Below are 18,981 nucleotides of genomic sequence, written 5' to 3'. Positions count from 1 at the left end.
TTGGTTAATTGTTTTTACTTGTAACGAATTTATGCCACGTTTCCCACCACATAAATATTGGCTTTCTTGTTAACCTTGCGTGCACGGTAAGGGGTTAAGTTTTGGTGTTCGGCCTGGCCCCTGGCCAGCCGAGCCTGGCGTGCCTTATTGCGTATAAGGCGGCTGCGGCGTGCCTTTAAAACATAGCGGTTACCCCAATAGTCGTAGGATCCGGTGAGGGCGGTTATGCAGCCTACGATAAACGCAGCCATCATAACAACAACGAAGAAGTGGAGGGCGATTGTAAGGAATTGTTCCATAGCGTTAATTAATTTATTCTATGGTTAAACGCAATGCCTGTGCCAAATAGTGCCACAAGCCTGGCTAAATAACATTCCTGTTAGCTATAAAGCTCCTGCTCTTCGGTATAATAGGTTTTGCGGCCCGCTTCTTTTACCAGGATAGGCGCGCCGGTTGGGCTGTTTTTCTTCTTGGAATTGTGTATCAGCATAAAATCACGTACCTCGCCGTTGATGATATCCGGGTTCGATGCCAGTATTTTTTCTTCTGCATCTTTCAATACCGAACGGATGGCCTGGGCGAGGTCTTTTATCTTGTCGGCAGGGATTTTGTTTCCCGCAGAGAAGGGCGAGATCCCCGCATGCCATAGTATCTCATCGGCATAAGCGTTGCCGATGCCGCGGATGATCTTCTGGTCTAAAAGCACTGTTTTTACCGCAGTTTTTGTTTTACCCAGCTTTGCAGTTAAGTAATCTGCGCCGGCTTTATCGTCCGCTGCATCCGGAGCCTCTTTTTCCTCGGGATTGAGGGTGGGGGTGGCAATGCCCTGAAAATCGGTAAGCGCGAGCCCGCTGTTATCGGTAAACAACAATTCGATAATGCTGTATTTGTTGGTATTTTCTCCCTCGAACAGGAACAGCTTGCCATGCAGCATCAGGTGCAGGGCCAATACATCGCCATCGCTGAATTTGATGTAAAGCTCTTTACCATCGCGGTAAACCTTTTGCAGGGTTTGGCCTGTCAGTTTGCTTTGCAAAGCATCGGCACTTACGTTGAGTTTTTTAGGATTATGTACGATAACCCCTTTAAGGGTTTTACCGTGTAGCTTTTTATGGAGCGTATAGCTGAAGGCTTGCAGATCGGGTAGTTCGGGCATGGCGATGATTTTTTATGTTACAAACGTACTTAGGCTTAAGATGATTTGCTAATTTTAAAATCGATAATAAAAAAATGAGTGGAATAGTGAATTGTTTGGTAGATAGGTTATTGTTTAAGATGTGGCCGACAAAAACAAAATTGCCTGGCATATTATTGGTACTGTTATTCCCCTTCAGCACGCTCCATGCTCAGGATACCGCCATCGTAAAGCATCAGGCTAACCTCATAGCTGAGGCGACTTTCAAGGAGGATTATCAAACAGTTGTTGCATACACTCATCCAAGCCTTATTGCTATATGGGGCGGTAAGGACAAGCTATACCAAATTATTGTAGAACGCATGCAGGAACTGAAAGGCCAGGGCATCACCAGTATTAATGGTTCGATAGGCAGCCCGGGTAAATTTTACCGATCGGGCAACGAGCTTTTCTGCTTGCTGCCCGAAGATATTATCATTACCGCATCCGCAGGGCGCTACCATGGTAAATCGTACCTGTTGGGCATCAGCAGCGATGAAGGAAAAAACTGGACATTTTTAGACGTAGGTAATATATCTGCGGACGTGTTGCATCGTTTACTTCCTAATTTCAATGATGACTTAAAGATACCCCCGCCCGTTAAACCGGAGTTTTTACCCAATTAACGCCTGGAGCTTTAACCGGCAATAATTTTTGCTAAATTGGGATGGATTTTAATACCACCGCCCCAATATGCAACGCAGGAATTTTTTAAAAACAGGCACTTTAGCAGGGTTAACCCTAACTACCCTCAGCGCGGTATCGTGCAACAGTCCCGCTACCGATACCAAAACAGGAACGGACACACCATCTGCCGATGATTTCGAATTGAATGAGGCTACTGTAGACCAACTGCAGAAGTTGATGCAGGATGGCAAACATACCGCCCGCTCTATTGCCGAACTGTACTTAAAGCGGATAGATGCCATAGACAAAAGCGGACCGAAACTTAACGCCGTTATCGAACTGAATAAAAGCGCGCTGGATATAGCCGACGGCCTGGATAAAGAACGCAAGGCAGGCAAGGTGCGCGGCCCATTGCACGGCATCCCGGTGCTGATTAAAGACAATATTGATACCGGCGATAACATGCACACCACGGCAGGCTCCCTGGCCTTGGCCGACCATTTTGCCAAGCAGGATGCCTTCATTGTACACAAACTTCGTGAAGCAGGCGCAGTGATACTGGGAAAAACCAACCTTAGCGAATGGGCAAACTTCCGATCCTCGCGCTCTACCAGCGGCTGGAGCAGCAGGGGGCGGCAAACCAAAAATCCTTATGTTTTAGACAGGGGGCCAAGCGGGTCTAGTTCGGGCTCCGGCTCGGCAACCTCGGCAAACTTATGCGCTATTGCTATCGGTACCGAAACGGATGGCTCGGTAGTGTCGCCTGCCTCTGTAAGCGGTTTGGTGGGCATTAAGCCAACGGTAGGTTTGCTGAGTCGAAGCGGCATCATCCCTATCTCTGCCACGCAGGATACTGCCGGCCCTATGGCCCGCACCGTGCGCGATGCAGCCATTTTGCTGGGTGCCCTGGCCGGCGCCGACCCGAACGATAGCGCTACCCTCAAAGCCAAACCGGAAAAGGACTATACTACTTTTTTGCACGCCGATGGCCTCAAAGGCAAACGCATCGGCTTCGAGAAAATAGAACATGCTAACGATGGTACGCTTGCCCTCATCAAAGAAGCAAAGGAAACCCTGATAAAGCAAGGAGCGACCATTATAGAGGTAGAGGTTAACAGAGCGCTGGAACCAGCGGGCCGGTCGGAGTTCCAGGTGTTGCTGTACGAGTTTAAAGACGGCGTAAATAAATACCTGGCCAATGCCAATGCCAAAGTGAAAACTCTTGCCGATGTGATAGCCTTCAACAAGGCAAACGAAGCCACCGCAATGCCCTTTTTTAAACAAGAAGACATGATGCTGGCCGAAACCAAAGGCGACCTGAAGAGCAAGGAATACATAGATGCCCTGGCAAAATCTACCGGCGTGAGCCGCACGGCTATAGATAAAATCCTTACCGATAATAAGCTGGACGCCATCTGCGGCCCCACAAACGGCTTCGCCAGCTGCATCGATATCATCAACGGCGATTACGATAACGGCTTCTCCTTTTCTACCCCGGCGGCAATGGCAGGTTACCCGCACATCACGGTACCGATGGGTGCCTGGCACGATTTGCCGATGGGGCTATCCTTCTTTAGCACCGCATGGAAAGAGGGCGAGTTGTTAACGCTAGCCTACGCCTACGAGCAGGCATCTAAAAAACGAAAGAAACCGGAATTTAAGGCAACTTTGCAAGCATAGCTTTTACGGCACTATACAAACCACGTCATTTATATGGCATGGTTTGTTATTGGTTTTCTTATTAGCTTTGTTCAAAGCAAAATTACGACTGCCAACTGAAAACTGCCAACTGATGCCGCCCATCCCCAAAAAGATATTAGCCCGCCAACACGAAATCACAGCCGATTTCCTGAAGCAGATTGATAAGCATCTGGACGATGTGCTGCACGAAAAGCGGACGGACATGTTCGAGATACGCGATTTTGCCGAGATACTGCATATACACCCTACGCATTTAAGCAATACCATCAAGCTAACCACGGGCAAGGCTCCCTGTTTCTTCTTCGAGAAACGTATCATGGAAATTGCCAAAGGCATGCTACAACAGAATATGCCTATCAAAGAAATAGCCTACATCCTCACCTTCGATGCATCCAACTTCACCAAATTCTTCAAACGCTTCGAGGGCGTTACGCCCAAGCAGTATAAGGAGCAACTGGTGTCTGAATCAGAATTCTCTGAATTTTAGAATTTGCAGGATGCTTAGTCATCCCCGTTATAGACAACATGGGTTGAAGGGAAACCATTAGTAATCGGTGTAATCACCTAAATCGGTGAAATCCAACATAAAAAAGGAAACTATCACCATTTATTCTGAAGCTGTCACCATTTTTTAGCGCGGATTTTGCTGCAACTTTGCATCATCATCTAAAAACAAAAAAATGGAACCGACAAACAAAATTGCATTAATAACAGGCGGAAGCAGGGGCCTTGGTAAAAACACTGCATTGAAACTGGCCTCAAAAGGTAACGACGTTATCATCACCTACCGCAGCAAAAAAGAAGAAGCCGACGAAGTAGTGGCCGAGATAGAATCGCTTGGCTTAAGGGCCGCCGCCCTGCAGATAGATACCGGGGTGGTATCATCGTTCGAGGCATTCAAAATTGCCTTAACAGCAGTATTACGAGAAAAATGGAGCCGTGATACTTTCGATTTCCTCATCAACAATGCCGGTATTGATGCTGCATCGCCATTTGCCAAAACTACCGAGGAGGATTTCGATAATCTGTTCAACGTACATTTCAAAGGCGTTTACTTTTTAACCCAAACGCTGCTTAGTACCATTGCTGATGGTGGCCGCATCATCAACTTGTCTACCGGGCTTACCCGTTTTGCTACGCCGGGTTATGCTGCTTATGCATCTATGAAGGGCGCAATAGAGGTGTTTACCAAGTATCTTGCCAAAGAGTTGGGCAGCCGTGGGATTGCCGCCAATTTGGTTGCGCCAGGTATCATCGAAACGGATTTCACCAAAAGGGCTTTCGATAGTCACCCGGGCATGCACGATTTTATCTCGTCGATAACCGCACTTGGCCGCCCCGGCCAGCCCGACGATATCGGCGGTGTGATCGCTTTCCTGTGTTCAGATGATGCTCGCTGGATAAACGCGCAAAGGATAGAAGCTTCTGGCGGTATGTTCTTGTAAGCAGGGTTTACGCATAAGATAAAGGGTTACGCAAAGGCAAAATAATGGCCCTCGCGCAACCCTTTTTACGTTTTTAGAGTATTGCCTATAAATCCCAACCTCCGCAATGCTCGCCCAAATTATAGCAGCCGAAGAGAAGCTTAATACCCTGTTGCCCCCAAAACGGCTGACAGGCAGCCCGCCGACGACTTTGCTGGAGGCGGCTAAGGGCTGGTCAGGCCTCGTATGGGCAGAAGCCGAACGTTTGGGCCCTATGCCGCTTTGCAAGCAACAGGTGGAGGATGGACTCAACCTGGCCACCCAACCTGTATTTATTTGTGGGGTGCACCGCAGTGGCACTACGCTGGTACGCAATCTGTTGGATGGGCACCCCAGCCTTAATGTATTACCGTCCGAGGGCACATTTTACACCAATCTGGAACAACAGCTAAAACAATTGCCTGCCGATAAATGGGCGGCCCACCTCGGCACCGAATGGCTGCGGCGGCTGGCGAACCCCATCAACCAGCCGCCTTATTGGCTTTTGGGCCGCAGCAAGGGCGAAGCGTCGCCGTATGTGGATTTTGCACGCTACCTGCTTAGCTGGTGGCGGGCGCTGGAGCAAAAGCCGGGCACGCAATGGCCCCATGTGGCGATTGCGATGGCTTATGCGGCTTGCAACAACGCACTTTCGGCGGCTTATTGGGTGGATAAAACACCTACCAATGAGCGTTTCCTTGCCCGCATTCGGCAGGAAGCACCCGATGCGCGCATTATCCACGTTGTGCGCCATCCGCTGGGTACCATCGCCTCGCGCAAAGTAATGGAACCGGGGGCGGCGCTCAGCAGCGCCCTGCGCGATTTGAAGGCGTCTTACCGTATCGCGCATCGCGAAGCTGCCTTAAACAACCCTGCTTATTTGCTGGTGCAATACGAGGAATTATGCGATGAGCCGGAAAAGGCAATGGCCCGTATGGCGGCGTTCCTGGGTATCAAAAACCTGTCCATTTTACAACAGACCACGGTAGCGGGAGTACCTGCGGATGCCAATAGTTCTTTTACGGAGGGGGCCGCACCGGGGCAGATACGAAAGGCCGATGGCCCGGTCCGCGAGGTGCTGAACGGCGACGAACAACAATTGATTGCCGCTTACCTGGGCAGGCAGGTCGCTAAGCTGGGCTACCAATTGCCCGAGGTAAGTTTATTCCGCAAGGTATGGCTTAGGATGAAGTACAAATTATTTATTTAAACCATCGGCTAAAATGATTATTCAGTTTTGCGGATTATCGGGCGCGGGGAAAACCACCATAGCCAATAAGGTTAAAAGTTTGTTGATGGAACGTGGCCTGAAATGCGAAGTAATAGATGGCGATACGTACCGCAAAAAGCTCTGTGCCGACCTCGACTTCTCCCGTGCAGGTCGCAACGAGAATATCCGTAGGCTCGCTTTCGTGGCTGATGTGCTTGCGCGGAACGGCGTTATCCCTATCATTTGCGCCATTAATCCCTACGAGGATATCCGGCAGGAAATTGACGCCACCTACAGCAACGTTATGACCGTACACATCAGCTGCAACTTAAACGTATTAATACAGCGCGATACTAAGCAATTATATCATAAAGCCATGCTCCCGGCGGGCCATCCGGATAAAATAAACAACCTCAGCGGCGTGGACGACCCCTTCGAAGCACCTGCAAATCCACATTTAATTATCCACACCGATAGCGAAACGGAAGATGCATCGGCGCAAAAGCTGCTGGCGTTTATTCTTTCGATTAAATAAGCCGTCGAATTCTAAATCTGCTTATCTTGCCAAAAATTATAGCAATATGGAATTTGGCCGCGTACCCGAAGAGCAACTTAACCTGGTAGATTTTACCCTGCCGCCCAATCCGGATTTCACGTTGGAAACCCTGCGCAACGCCGGCACAACCCAGCCCTTGCAAGTACGCGCGGGCTGCGCCAAATGGGGCCGTAAAGAATGGGTAGGCAAAATTTATCCGCCCAAAACCAAGGACGCGAACTTTTTAGATGAGTACGTAAAGCACTTCAACTGCATAGAGCTTAATGCTACTTTTTACCAAACCTACGGCCCCGCCACCATCAGTAAATGGAAGGAGAAAGCCGATGCCAGTCCCGATTTTAAATTCTGCCCCAAGTTTTCGCAAAGCATCAGCCACATACGCAGGCTGAAGAATGCCGAGGAGATTACCACTGCTTATTACGAAGGTATTATGGCCTTCGGCGATAAGCTGGGACCGCTGTTTTTGCAACTGAGCGATAATTATACGCCCAAAAGCCTGCCCGAGTTGACTGCCTACCTGGAAAGCCTGCCTACTGATGTGCCCGTATTTGTGGAACTTAGGCATAAAGACTGGTTTGCCGTTCCCGAGAACAAAGAAGCCGTTTTCAGTATGTTCAGGCGGCTAAATATCGGCAGCATACTAACCGATGCCAGCGGCCGCCGCGATTGCCTGCACATGATGCTACCCACGCCGCATGCTTTTATCCGCTTTGTGGGTAACAGCCTGCACCCAACCGATTACAGCCGTTGCGACGAGTGGGTAGACCGCATTATGGAATGGAAAGAACTGGGCCTGCAATCCGTTTGGTTCTTTATGCATCAGCACGATGAACGCTACAGCCCCGAACTATGCGATTATGTGATAGATAAGCTGAACCAACGATTGGGCACTAACCTGTTACGGCCAACGTTTATCAGTAAAGACGACGGCCTTTCAGGCGCACCTCAGCTATTTTAAAAAACTGGTCGGGTTATCTCGGTGTCTTTTATGTCCCAGGCCTTTTTTAGCTTCTTGTTGGTTTTGGCCAACGCTACCGTATTACCGGTGTTTTGGTAAGCTATCTGCAATCCCGTTAAGGCCCAACCGTTGTTGGGGTTTATCACCAAATCTTTGTTGAGTACTGTGATTGCTTCGGGGTAACGCCTGGCTTTCAACAGCGCGTTGGCCAGGTACTGCCTTGCAGGGAGGGGCCAGTCGCGCGGCTCGTTGTAAATAAGTTTATCCTCGGTAGCTACAGCGTTTCGGAGCAGGGTAAAAGCGCTGGTATAGTTGCCCTGCGTTTGCGCTATTATGCCTTGCAGTATCAGTTTGCCAACCCCGGCAGCCTCAAAAGCGGTACTGAAGTTATCTACGGGTATCTTTAAAGTGGCATCCTGCATTTTTGCTTCCATCTTTAATAGTTCGGCAGTTGCTTTTTTAGCATCGCCTTTGCTGCACCAGGCCAGGCCCTTTGCAAAATGGAGCAAGGCATCGGCATAAGCCAGCGTATCGGCAGGTTTTTGCTTCAATACGTCGTCCCAGCGGCCAAAGCGTACATCGGTAATGGCGGGCTGCATGTAAACGTATTGTATGAAATTTTCTTTTGCCCCTAAAAAGGGCTTTACCAGTGCTTGCAGCGAATCGGAACTTGTGCTCGACGTATGATAGTCGCCGCCCATTTGCGCACAGTTTATTTTAAGGTGTGTATTATGGAATTCGTACAGCACCACCCAACCAGTAGCCGGGCTGTATTGTTTAGCATAGTTATGGTAACCGTTCACTGCGGCGATGTTATCTTTTATCCCCCGGCTGTAATCGCCGGTGCGGATGTAAATGTGCGATGGCATGTGCGTAACATGAGAGACCAACGGCATCAAGGTATCCAGCACGTGCGCGCTTTTTAAGGCCAGCTGTGGCGTTGCAGATGCCTCCATGGTATGGATGTAGTAGTGGTTTGCGCCGGGGTGGTTCGGCGAAAGGGCCAGTGCTTTTTCAAGCAGTCCACGTATTTCTGCGGTCCACTGTTTTGGGCTGAGGTCGTGATTGTAGAGGTCCCATGGATGCAATAGCAGCAGGGCATCGGCATATAAGGTTACCACATCGGCATTACCCGGGTATTTGGCGTAAACCTGTTTCATGGCAGCGGCATAGTTTATCCTCAGCTGCCTTACGCTGATGCTGGTATCGCTGCTGTAGCGTTGCTGCATGGCGGTTATCAGGTCTTTTTCCAGCGGGGTGCAGGCAGCCATCAAAAGCTTACTTTTTACCGATGCCTCGTAGGCACCGGTTGGTGGCGCATAGCCATTTGGGTAATTGATGGTTGGACCCATAGCCAGCGATTTGCCGTACCAGGCCATTGCGCAATTGGGGTCTAAGCGGGTTGCCTTTTCGAAGGAGGCGATTGCCTCTACCGAATGGAAGGCATAGTACATGTTGATGCCCTGGTTAAAGTAGAACTGCGCACTGTCCGTCGCCTGGCTTACGTTCCATTTATAATTGCCCCAGCCCTTCAGTGCGGGGATATTTACAGCAGTATCGGCGTCGGTAAATAAGGGCATGCAAACGCTTGCACGCACCTGGGGGTATCTGTACCACTTGATTGGTGCATTTTTCTGTTGACGACCAGGGTAGAAGGATTGCCCTGTGATAAAAGCAGTTGCCAATGCAGCGCTTAGGATCAGCATGTATTTAAGTTTCATTGCGGCGACGTTTTAAGGCACTGCAATTTAAGCTTTTAAGTTTGGATTGGAGGGGAGGTGAATAATCAAATCTTTCCCTATTTGTCATCGATAGAGCAGGGGGAGGGAAGCGCGATGGGGCGACAGAGAAACCTTGTTGTTGATGCAAAGCTCATTTTGCGAAGTTGATACCTTGCATGTCTAAAAGATTTTTTCACTGCGTTCAAGAGAGAGCCATTCCTCGTTATCGCTTGGTTCGAAATAACAAAATGAAATCATCTGCACATCCGGCTTTACATATCCGCAGCACGTGTACGGCTGCGTTTGATGTAGTTGCGGAAATCTAATACGATGCCGGCGAAGAAGTAGAATATCAATGGGAAACCTACCGCCAGGAAGGACGAGTAGATAAAGAATAATCTTATTTTGGCGATAGACACGTTGAAACGTTCGCCCAGGTAAGTGCATACCCCGAAAGAGTAGCGCTCGAAAAAGGTGATGATCCGTTGTAACATATCAGACTGGTTTTAATATTTTTATTCCAACGCCGCAGTGCAGGCATTTCTTATAATCGCAATAATTGTTTTTTAGCTCCAGCAGCGCCTGCGATTCGAATGCGGTGAATATATTTACCCCTAAGGTAGCAAATTCTTGCGTAACATGGTTATTCTCAGCGGGAATATTTTCTAAAAGCTTTAAAGCCCGGCTAATGTAATATTGCTGTTGCATGTGCTTGCCGTAACTGAACAGGAATAAAGCCACCGTATTAAGCAATACGGTATCTACCGATGCCTGCCCAAAATGCTTGGCCGCAGGCGGCGATTCCTTATCAAAACGGTAATGATTCTCCCAATAGGGGTTTACTTCTATCCCGGCAAATAACTTGCGCAGGTCTTTCACTTCTTTTATCTCTAATATTTTGGAGAACAGGTGGCTGCTTTGCACCACCAACGCGGCAAACTGCGCCAGCCTAACGGTAGGGAAGTTTTGCGGGCGCATCCGCAGGAATTTCCAAAGGTGGTTTTCCACAGGTGCAAGGCTGAATTTCTTGCGCAGGTAATCGTATTCCTTTTTCAGGTTGCGCGGGTATTCGTCTGCGGGTTCGGTTTCCAGAAATCCGGCCTGGCCGAATATCAGCGCCTCTATTTGCAGCGGGTTGCTTTTATGCTTCGCGAGGATATTCTGCGGCAGAGATTTTGCCAGCAACTCGAAGGGTAACGCATTGGTTTTAAAGCCGAAGTTTGCCGCCAGGTATTGGTAAAAGGTCTCCTCCCAATCGCCACGGTTGAGGGCTAAAGTAGCATCTACCGTTTCTGCGCGTTTTTCCAGGCGTTCTACCAGCACGCGGGTGAGCCAGTTTTGCATGGTGAGCGGATCTACCCGGCCAATGCTGGCCTCGCAGGGGATGATAGTTTGGTTACCGAAAACAAGGTTATGGTAACGCTGGTAAAGATCCGCACTGATGCGGTTTTTTAATTCCAGCGTGGGCACACGGCGACCGTTTTCAAGCGTAACAGGCTGGTCATCAATATAAACTACATGCAGGATTACATTGTCGTAGGCACCATCGGTGGTGTGCCCGTGGCGTTGCCAGTCGGACGAGCTGATGTGTAGTTCGGCGTTGCCGGCCCAGGTAGTATCTCCAATGCGGATGCGGGCGTTCTGGAAGTCGGGGCCGGCGTGGGTATTATGCTGCCCTGCCGAAAAAATCTCCAGCTCTTCGCCCTCGGTGGTACGCAAATCCAGCCTGTCGAACAGGCGGAACTTCCAAACGTAGTGCAGAAAATCTTCGGTGAAAAGCATGTGACAAGGTAATTAACAATACCGCCGAATGCAAATCCGCGTCGGAGATTTTATGCTGGTTTTTGCCAAAAATACTGTCGAAAATTTCCGTGTTTTTGCCACAATAGCCATAAAAAAGGGTCAATTTTACAGCTTCGGCAATTTTTTTCGGACGGTATTATCGCAGGCCGCCGAAACCTATTGCACAGGTGCGGCCCGGATGCAAAAACGTATTCGGTGATAGGAGTGGGTGTAGGCAATTTGCCCCTTGTTTTTTCGCCAACAAAATAAGCTGTAACAATGCAGCATGAATTTACTCTCATTGACACCATAAAACCCAACACGATTAGCAAATGATTAAGAAGTACTCCGTCCTGATAGGTATTGTAATATCTTCTATCGTCGCGGCGATAGCCGTATCAGTTTACCCCGGCGGTTCCCGGGTGGACCAAGACTCCATTGGGTTTAGCTGGGCACACAACTTTATCAGTAACCTGTTCGCAGCAAAAGCGTTGAACGGTGCCGACAACACATCAAGGCTTTGGGCATGCCTGGCGATGGTGCTTTTCCCTATCAGTTATGCCATCTTCTTCATCAATATGGCGAAGAAAATACCGGATAAAATTGCCGGCTACATCCTGACGTATGCCGGATTGGCTAATATTCTTTTCACCTTTTTGACCGTAATACCTTCCCTGCACGATTCCATGTTGATTGTTTCGACCACTCTGTTTTGGACCGGCATCATCGTTATTACGGCTATCATCCTGAAAACAAAACTTCGTTTTTTTAAATTCCTCTGCGTAACCGCTGTTTTGGTTTTTTACTACGGCGTGTACTTATGGGGTACCAGTAATTGGGAGTTGTTGCCGGGCATCCAAAAGGTGAACTTTATCGCGCCTACGTTATTGATTCTAGCGTTGGAATACTTTACAAAGGCGGCGGATTTTGCTCATATAAAAATGCGAAAAGCAAAAGCGTAGGCCTGCTTCTGAACCATGATTTGCCTGATTGAAGGATTAAAGGATTTCCTTATCGTCCTTATCATGGTCATCCTCTAATCCCACAAATCATGGTTCAGAAGGATTTAAAGATTCCATGGAGTCCTCCTCATGGTCATCCGTGAATCCCGCAAATCATGGTTCAGAATTAAATTTATATCTTGCCTGTGAAATCACTGCTTTACCAACATGACATCACCAGCCACCGCACATACGCCAATCACCACCGCAGGCCGCATCAAATCTATCGTAGGCGGTTCGCTCGGCAATTTGGTGGAGTGGTACGATTGGTATGTGTACTCTGCGTTCTCGCTTTACTTTGCTGATGCATTCTTCCCGAAGGCGAACCAAACCGTACAGCTTTTGAATACCGCCGGCATATTCGCCATCGGTTTTTTGATGCGGCCCCTTGGCGGCTGGCTGATGGGCACCTTTGCCGATAAGCATGGCCGGAAGGCAGCACTCACCTGGTCGGTTTTGCTGATGAGCGCGGGTTCGCTCATTATCGCTGTAACACCCGATTTTAACCACATCGGCATCGCCGCACCCGTATTGCTGGTATTTGCCCGTATTATTCAGGGCCTTAGCGTGGGCGGCGAATACGGCACCAGCGCCACCTACCTCAGCGAAATGGCCGCCAAAAAGCACCGCGGTTTTTATTCCAGCTTCCAGTACGTTACGCTCATTATGGGGCAGCTGATTGCCCTGGGCGTGCTGGTGCTGCTGCAGCGCGTTTTCCTGACCGATGACCAATTGAAGCTATGGGGCTGGCGCATCCCTTTCGGCATAGGTGCCGCGCTGGCTATCATTACCATGTACCTGCGCCGCAGCCTACACGAACCTGCTGCGTTTACCCATAAATCGACCACCGAAGCGCACCGTAGCAACCGCGGTACCATCAAAGCGCTGATGCAGCACCCAAAAGCTGTGCTTACCGTTATTGGCCTTACGCTTGGCGGCACGGTGGCTTTTTATACTTTCACCACTTACATGCAGAAATTTTTGGTGAACACCAGCGGTTTCAGCAAGAACACGGCAACGCTGGTATCAACCCTCACGCTGTTTGTTTTTATGCTGGTGCAGCCGCTGTATGGCTACATCTCCGACAGGATTGGCCGCAAGCCGATGCTGAGGCTGTTCGGCATATTGGGTACGCTGACCACTATCCCTATCATGATGGCCCTCGGCCATACCAAAAACGAGTGGACGGCCTTTGCGCTTATCATGGCGGCCCTGCTCATCGTAAGCAATTACACTTCTATCAATGCCGTAGTAAAAGCCGAGCTTTTCCCCGCGCACGTGCGGGCCCTGGGCGTTGGCTTCCCTTACGCCATTGCGGTATCGGCCTTCGGCGGCACGGCGGAGTACGTTGCCCTGCTGTTTAAGAACGCCGGCCACCAGGAGTGGTTCTACTGGTATGTTACGCTTTGCATAGCGGTATCGCTGGCGATTTATATCACCATGGTTGATACGCAGAAGCATTCGAAGATAGAGGAGGACGACCGCTGATTTTAATGATTAAATGATTCCGTTGATTATTTTCTGAACCTTGATTTTCTTGATTTTAGGATGGGCTTGATTATTGAAGATTCTTAAAAATCCTTTAATCCCTTAATCGAGTAAATCAAGGTTCAGACAATCAGCGAAATCCAAAAATCATTAAAATCAGCGGTTCAGACAAAATCAGCGGTTCTGGCTACAACATCAGCAGATTCGGCTACGCCCACTCTTTGGCCAGTGCCCACCTTTGTGTTATCAAAAACACTTAGGAAAATGAAAATCATCGTTACAGGTTCGCTGGGCCACATCAGCAGGCCGCTTACTCAAGAATTAGTAATACAGGGCCATGCCGTTACCGTTATCAGCAGCAAGGCCGATAAGCAGGCGGAAATCGAAGCCCTCGGCGCAAGCGCAGCCATCGGCTCGCTGGAAGATACCGGTTTCCTTGCCGAAACTTTCGCAGGTGCCGATGCCGTGTACACCATGGTGCCCCCGGCCAACTATTTCGACCACAGCCTCGATCTGCTTGCGCATTATCAAGGCATCGGGCACAATTATGCTGCTGCTATAAAACAAGCCGGGGTAAAGCATGTAGTAAACCTGAGCACCATCGGCGCGCATTTGCTGAAAGGCTCGGGCATACTCATCGGCGCGCACGATGTAGAGGGGATACTGAACGCCCTGCCCGCCGGTGTAAGCATCACCCATATGCGCCCTACGTCGTTTTACTATAACCTGTTTGCCCATACGCATAGCATCAAAACGCAGGACCGCATATTTGCCAATTACGGCGTGGGCGATATGATACCCTGGGTTTCGCCGGTTGATATTGCAGCCGCCGTTGCCGAAGAATTGACGGCACACGCCACGGGTCGCAAGATACGTTATGTAGCCAGCGAAGAACTTACCGGCGCGCAAACAGCAAGCATCATTGGTGCAGCTATGGGTAAACCCGATTTGCAATGGGTGCTCATCAGCAGTGAAGAAATGCTGAACGGCTTAAAGGCAGCGGGCATGAACCCGACTATCGCGGCAGGCCTGGTAGAAATGTTCGGTAGCCTGCATACCGGCTTGTTAGCAGAAGATTACGTGCGTAACAGGCCGGCTGTAATGGGTAAAGTAAAAATGGCCGATTATGCGAAAGAATTTGCGGCGGCGTTTAAAGAGTAAATAAAACACCGTCGTCATGTTGATTACTTGTTTCAACCCCCCCACACGGCAGGTCAACGGTAAGCAAATCGGCTAAGCACGGTGGCTACTTTTATGATGGGGTCTTGAAACAAGTTCAAGATGACGTTACCTTTCTAAGCCCTTCTCCTTTGGAGAAGGGTTGGGATGAGGCTTAAATTTAACCCTATATTGTACCATGCCAACCCCGCAACCCATCAGGTTTAAAACCATCAGCGAATTCCACCAGTTTAGGGGCTTGCCCAAGCCCGAGCACCCGCTGATCAGCGTGATAGATGTTTCACTGATGCAGCAGCTGCCGGCCAACGAGGCGGGTATCGTCAAAGATTTTTATTCGATGGCGTTGAAACGAGGCTTCAATGCGCGGGTGAAATACGGGCAGCAGGACTTTGATTTTGATGCTGGGGTGATGTTTTTTATGTCGCCGGGGCAGGTGCTGAAGATAGAGGTGGAGGCGGATACGGTGATAAACCAGTCGGGCTGGATGCTGCTGGTGCACCCCGATTTTTTGTGGAACACTCCGCTGGCCAAAAGCATCAAAAAGTATGCTTATTTCGATTATTCGGTGTACGAGGCGCTGTTCCTGTCGGAAAAGGAGGAGGGCATCATCAATGGCATCATCCAAAACATTCAGCAGGAGTACCATTCCAATATCGATAAATTCAGCCAGGATATAATCGTTGCCCAATTGGAGGTACTGTTGAACTATGCTGACCGCTTTTACCATCGCCAGTTTATCACCCGCAAAATTGACAACCACAACACGCTTAACCATTTGGAAGAACTGCTTGCCGCCTGGTTCGGCAACGATGCCCTGGCTAAGGAGGGTTTGCCTACGGTGCAATACATTGCCGATAGCCTGAACGTATCGCCCGGTTACTTAAGTGGCATGCTCAAGAGCCTGACGGGCCAAAGCACCCAGCAGCACATACATGATTATCTGATAGAGCGGGCGAAGGAAAAGTTATCGACCACCAATTTATCCGTCAGCGAAATTGCCTATGCGCTGGGCTTCGAGCATCCGCAATCGTTCAGTAAGCTGTTCAAAACAAAAACAAGCCAGTCGCCATTGGAGTTTAGGCAGGCGTTTAATTGATGCTCTGAACCGTTGATTTCAATGATTAAATGATTTCGTTGATGGTTTGTCTGAACCATGATTTATAGGATTCGGAGATTCTCTTGATTCCGAAAATCAAGTCATCCTATAATCAAGTCAATCAAGGTCCAGACAATCAGCGGCATCTGCGTAGTCATTAAAATCAACGGTCCTACTTAGATACCAGCCCCGATATCACATTGATACTCAATGCCACAATAGCCGTGTTGAATGCAAATGCGATGAGCCCGTGCGCCCACACGATGCGGCGGATACGGCGCGAGGTGATCACCACATCAGATACCTGGAAAGTCATGCCTATAACGAAGGCGAAGTACACAAAATCGAGGTAATCGGGGTCTTTCATATCTGCGGGGAATTCCAGGCCGCCAAGTGGAGCTTTTTTTCCTCCGTCTGTAGTATAATAAAGGTGGGCATAGCGCATGGTGTAAACGGTATGCACCAGCCACCACGATATTACTACCGCGCTCATCGCTAAAACAATATAACCGCTCACGGTTTCATCGGATTGCCCTTTTGTCGACTTGAGCAGCAGATACATGGCTACCAGGCTCACCAGCGAGGCCGTCATCACGAAGATGAAGATAAGGTAACGGCTGCTATCTTCCAGGCTGGCTATACGGCGTATCTCGCGCGGGTGCGCCCATAGGATGATTATCCAATCGAGAATGATGATACTTAGGGCCACCGCTATCCAAACGATAAGCGTAATAGCCGGCACCGATTGGATATGCCGCGCAAAAAAGAACGCCACGAGGCCTATCAGCAAGGAGATATATAGCCTGTAATGCGCATCAAGCCGAAGCAGGAAATATTTTTGGGGTTCTTTTACCGGTTGCATTGTTTAGTGAGTGGTGAGTAGTTGGCTTCGGTTACAAATTAAAAATCCTCTTCAATTATCTCTGCAACGCGGCCAACCTGGCCGTCTTCCAAACGTACTTTTATGCCGCGGGAATGGAAAGCCGAACTGGTAAGCAGTTTTTCTACTATGCCACGGGTAAGCTTGCCGCTGCGCTGGTCTTTCTTTAGTATGATATCTACTTCGAGGCCGGGGTAAATGTCTGCCCTGTTTTGTCCGTTCATTGTTTTTTCACCGATTAAAATGATTTTTTTGATTTTTCGCTTGTGTATGTTTTCAACGGTGCTCAAGAGGGCTTCGCCGTTTCACCGATTTCATCTTTCGGACTTTCCGACTAATTTCTCTATCGCCTCTTCCACCTTCTCAAACCCAAAGCTACCCAGCACTTTATCCATTGCGGCGCTTATCTGTGCGTTTTGCAGGTTGCCGATGCTGCCTTCGTGGGTGTGGTGGATGTTCATATCGGGGTTAAAATCGCCCTGCTCTATGGCTAAACCTACTTGCTTGTATGCATCGCGGAAAGGGGTGCCGTTCAATACCGCACGGTTTACTTCTTCTACGCTGAAGAGGTAGGCGTACTTGGGGTCATCTAATATATTGGTGTTTACTTTGATGTTCTGCAGCATAAAGGTGGCCATGTGCAGGCAGTTAAGCAAATCGGCAAAGGCGGGGAATAGCAGCTCTTTCAGCAATTGTAGTTCGCGGTGGTAGCCCGATGGCAGGTTGGTGGTCATCATGGCTACATCGTTTGGCAGGGCCTGCAGACGGTTGCATTTACCGCGCATAATTTCCCACACGTCCGGGTTCTTTTTATGCGGCATGATGCTGCTGCCGGTAGTCAAATTCTCGGGGTAGCTTACGAATGCGAAGTTCTGGCTCAGGTACAGGCACTGGTCCATAGCCATTTTAGCCAGGGTTGCCGCTACCGACGATAAGGCCTGTGCGATGATACGCTCGGTTTTGCCTCGGCCCATCTGGGCGTAAACTACGTTATGGTTAAGGCTTTCGAAGCCTAAAAGCTCGGTGGTCATGGTCCTGTTCAAAGGGAACGAAGAGCCATAGCCGGCGGCAGAGCCTAACGGGTTTTTATTGGTGATCTTCCAGGCGGCAAGCACCAATTCCAGGTCGTCGGCAAGGCTTTCGGCGTAAGCGCCAAACCAAAGGCCGAAGGATGATGGCATAGCTACCTGCAAATGCGTATAGCCGGGCAGCAAAACATCTTTGTGCTGTTCGCTGAGTGTTATCAGCTGGCGGAAGAGTTTATCTACCTCCTCAACCACTTCCTGTATCTTATGGCGGAAAAAAAGCTTTAGGTCTACCAGCACCTGGTCGTTACGCGAGCGGCCGCTGTGTATCTTTTTGCCGGCATCGCCAATGCGCTGAGTAAGCAGCATCTCTACCTGCGAATGCACATCCTCTACGCCATCCTCAATGGTAAAATTATTGTTTTGGATATCGGCATAAATAGCTTTCAGTTCCTGTTGTGCAAGGACTAAATCCTCCGCACTCATCAGTCCGATACTCTCGAGCATAGTGGTATGAGCAAGGGAACCAAGCACATCAAAAGCGGCCATTTCGCGGTCGAGCTCGCGGTCGCGGCCGACGGTGAAATTTTCTACTAGTTGGTTTACGTTGGTGGTTTTTTGCCAGAGCTTACTCATTCGATTTACGATTTTAGATTTACGATTTTAGATTTATAGCAACCAAAAATCTTATTCAATTACTTCCCACGCAACGTATTTATTGCAGCTACAATTATAGAAAGAAGTTCGTTGCCTTCCCTGTATATAGGTGTTATTTTTTCTTTGAGTTCCGGATTTAACTCTACAAGTAGTTCAAGGAAGAACATACTCTCGTCCAATTCCTCTTCAACAATTTTGAGTTTATTTATAAAGTCCGCTTTAGATTTTGCACGACATGCGGCCCGATAGTTTGCGCCTGTAGAACTTGCACTTCTGGCCAATTGATCGCAATAATTGCGATTTACAATGTTAAAAGGAACGCTTAGTACAAGCCTGGCATTGGCTATAGAATACTGTTTAGTGCGGGAAAGCATTTGTTGTTTGTCCATTTTGATAAGGTTTTCAACAAATCTAAAATTGTAAATCTGAATTTCAAACAAGAACCTCCTCAAGCTTTTCTTGA

At 49.0% G+C, this 18,981-nt stretch carries 20 protein-coding genes; 11 read left to right on the top strand and 9 right to left on the bottom strand.

Going from position 1 to position 18,981, the window contains the following annotated elements:
- Window positions 1-29 precede the first annotated feature (29 nt).
- Window positions 30-299 carry a hypothetical protein gene (locus AC1DXC_RS12095; protein WP_477459411.1) on the bottom strand — a complete coding sequence of 90 codons (270 nt, stop codon included), beginning with the start codon at window positions 297-299 and terminating at the stop codon, window positions 30-32.
- 80 nt (window positions 300-379) lie between these two features.
- A complete protein-coding gene (locus tag AC1DXC_RS12090; protein ID WP_477459410.1) occupies window positions 380-1,156 on the bottom strand; it encodes a DNA-formamidopyrimidine glycosylase family protein in 777 nt (258 codons plus the stop codon).
- Between the two features lie 74 nt (window positions 1,157-1,230).
- On the opposite strand from AC1DXC_RS12090, the gene AC1DXC_RS12085 reads away from it, so the two are divergent.
- The 7 genes from AC1DXC_RS12085 to AC1DXC_RS12055 all read left to right on the top strand — a co-directional run bounded on the left by AC1DXC_RS12085 (window position 1,231) and on the right by AC1DXC_RS12055 (window position 7,689).
- Window positions 1,231-1,800, top strand: a complete 570-nt coding sequence (locus tag AC1DXC_RS12085) for a hypothetical protein (protein WP_477459409.1) — start codon at window positions 1,231-1,233, stop codon at window positions 1,798-1,800.
- Window positions 1,801-1,867: 67 nt separating this feature from the next.
- Complete coding sequence (locus AC1DXC_RS12080; protein ID WP_477459408.1) at window positions 1,868-3,481, top strand: amidase; 1,614 nt, start codon at window positions 1,868-1,870, stop codon at window positions 3,479-3,481.
- Between the two features lie 112 nt (window positions 3,482-3,593).
- Entirely contained in the window at window positions 3,594-3,989 is a 396-nt protein-coding gene (locus AC1DXC_RS12075; RefSeq protein ID WP_477459407.1) for a helix-turn-helix domain-containing protein, read from the top strand.
- 193 nt (window positions 3,990-4,182) lie between these two features.
- The gene (locus AC1DXC_RS12070; protein ID WP_477459406.1) at window positions 4,183-4,947 is read left to right on the top strand and encodes an SDR family oxidoreductase; all 765 of its coding nucleotides are present in this window, start codon (window positions 4,183-4,185) and stop codon (window positions 4,945-4,947) included.
- A 106-nt stretch (window positions 4,948-5,053) separates the two neighbouring features.
- Complete coding sequence (locus AC1DXC_RS12065; protein ID WP_477459405.1) at window positions 5,054-6,175, top strand: sulfotransferase family protein; 1,122 nt, start codon at window positions 5,054-5,056, stop codon at window positions 6,173-6,175.
- Between the two features lie 13 nt (window positions 6,176-6,188).
- Window positions 6,189-6,710, top strand: coding sequence for an adenylyl-sulfate kinase (gene cysC / locus AC1DXC_RS12060; RefSeq protein ID WP_477459404.1), 522 nt, complete (start codon window positions 6,189-6,191; stop codon window positions 6,708-6,710).
- Between the two features lie 46 nt (window positions 6,711-6,756).
- The gene (locus tag AC1DXC_RS12055) at window positions 6,757-7,689 is read left to right on the top strand and encodes a DUF72 domain-containing protein (RefSeq protein WP_477459403.1); all 933 of its coding nucleotides are present in this window, start codon (window positions 6,757-6,759) and stop codon (window positions 7,687-7,689) included.
- Here AC1DXC_RS12055 and AC1DXC_RS12050 read toward each other — a convergent pair.
- From AC1DXC_RS12050 to AC1DXC_RS12040, 3 genes are all read right to left on the bottom strand, one after another.
- The gene (locus AC1DXC_RS12050) at window positions 7,686-9,410 is read right to left on the bottom strand and encodes a tetratricopeptide repeat protein (RefSeq protein WP_477459402.1); all 1,725 of its coding nucleotides are present in this window, start codon (window positions 9,408-9,410) and stop codon (window positions 7,686-7,688) included. The genes AC1DXC_RS12055 and AC1DXC_RS12050 overlap by 4 nt on opposite strands.
- Before the next feature lie 272 nt (window positions 9,411-9,682).
- On the bottom strand, window positions 9,683-9,904 hold the full coding sequence (locus AC1DXC_RS12045) for a PspC domain-containing protein (protein ID WP_133236895.1): 222 nt from the start codon (window positions 9,902-9,904) through the stop codon (window positions 9,683-9,685).
- 1 nt (window position 9,905) lies between these two features.
- Entirely contained in the window at window positions 9,906-11,192 is a 1,287-nt protein-coding gene (locus AC1DXC_RS12040) for a DUF2851 family protein (RefSeq protein WP_477459401.1), read from the bottom strand.
- Window positions 11,193-11,524: 332 nt separating this feature from the next.
- Here AC1DXC_RS12040 and AC1DXC_RS12035 point away from each other — a divergent pair, with 332 nt between their 5' ends.
- The 4 genes from AC1DXC_RS12035 to AC1DXC_RS12020 all read left to right on the top strand — a co-directional run bounded on the left by AC1DXC_RS12035 (window position 11,525) and on the right by AC1DXC_RS12020 (window position 15,956).
- The gene (locus AC1DXC_RS12035; protein WP_477459400.1) at window positions 11,525-12,154 is read left to right on the top strand and encodes a hypothetical protein; all 630 of its coding nucleotides are present in this window, start codon (window positions 11,525-11,527) and stop codon (window positions 12,152-12,154) included.
- 207 nt (window positions 12,155-12,361) lie between these two features.
- Complete coding sequence (locus AC1DXC_RS12030) at window positions 12,362-13,681, top strand: MFS transporter (protein WP_477459399.1); 1,320 nt, start codon at window positions 12,362-12,364, stop codon at window positions 13,679-13,681.
- A 264-nt stretch (window positions 13,682-13,945) separates the two neighbouring features.
- Window positions 13,946-14,842 (top strand): NmrA family NAD(P)-binding protein, encoded by an 897-nt coding sequence (locus tag AC1DXC_RS12025; protein ID WP_477459398.1) that lies wholly within the window; start codon window positions 13,946-13,948, stop codon window positions 14,840-14,842.
- A gap of 196 nt (window positions 14,843-15,038) precedes the next feature.
- Window positions 15,039-15,956 (top strand): helix-turn-helix domain-containing protein, encoded by a 918-nt coding sequence (locus AC1DXC_RS12020; protein ID WP_477459397.1) that lies wholly within the window; start codon window positions 15,039-15,041, stop codon window positions 15,954-15,956.
- 172 nt (window positions 15,957-16,128) lie between these two features.
- On the opposite strand, the gene AC1DXC_RS12015 is transcribed toward AC1DXC_RS12020, so the two are convergent.
- The 4 genes from AC1DXC_RS12015 to AC1DXC_RS12000 form a co-directional block, all read right to left on the bottom strand.
- Window positions 16,129-16,818 carry a DUF1345 domain-containing protein gene (locus tag AC1DXC_RS12015; RefSeq protein ID WP_477459396.1) on the bottom strand — a complete coding sequence of 230 codons (690 nt, stop codon included), beginning with the start codon at window positions 16,816-16,818 and terminating at the stop codon, window positions 16,129-16,131.
- 38 nt (window positions 16,819-16,856) lie between these two features.
- Window positions 16,857-17,060 carry a YwbE family protein gene (locus tag AC1DXC_RS12010; protein ID WP_191191717.1) on the bottom strand — a complete coding sequence of 68 codons (204 nt, stop codon included), beginning with the start codon at window positions 17,058-17,060 and terminating at the stop codon, window positions 16,857-16,859.
- A gap of 90 nt (window positions 17,061-17,150) precedes the next feature.
- On the bottom strand, window positions 17,151-18,497 hold the full coding sequence (gene argH / locus AC1DXC_RS12005; protein ID WP_477459395.1) for an argininosuccinate lyase: 1,347 nt from the start codon (window positions 18,495-18,497) through the stop codon (window positions 17,151-17,153).
- A gap of 59 nt (window positions 18,498-18,556) precedes the next feature.
- The gene (locus AC1DXC_RS12000; RefSeq protein WP_294944749.1) at window positions 18,557-18,907 is read right to left on the bottom strand and encodes a four helix bundle protein; all 351 of its coding nucleotides are present in this window, start codon (window positions 18,905-18,907) and stop codon (window positions 18,557-18,559) included.
- Between the last annotated feature and the right edge of the window lie 74 nt (window positions 18,908-18,981).

The sequence above is a fragment of the Mucilaginibacter sp. P2_D11 genome (assembly GCF_056404435.1).
This window is presented reverse-complemented; position numbering and strand designations above follow the sequence as displayed.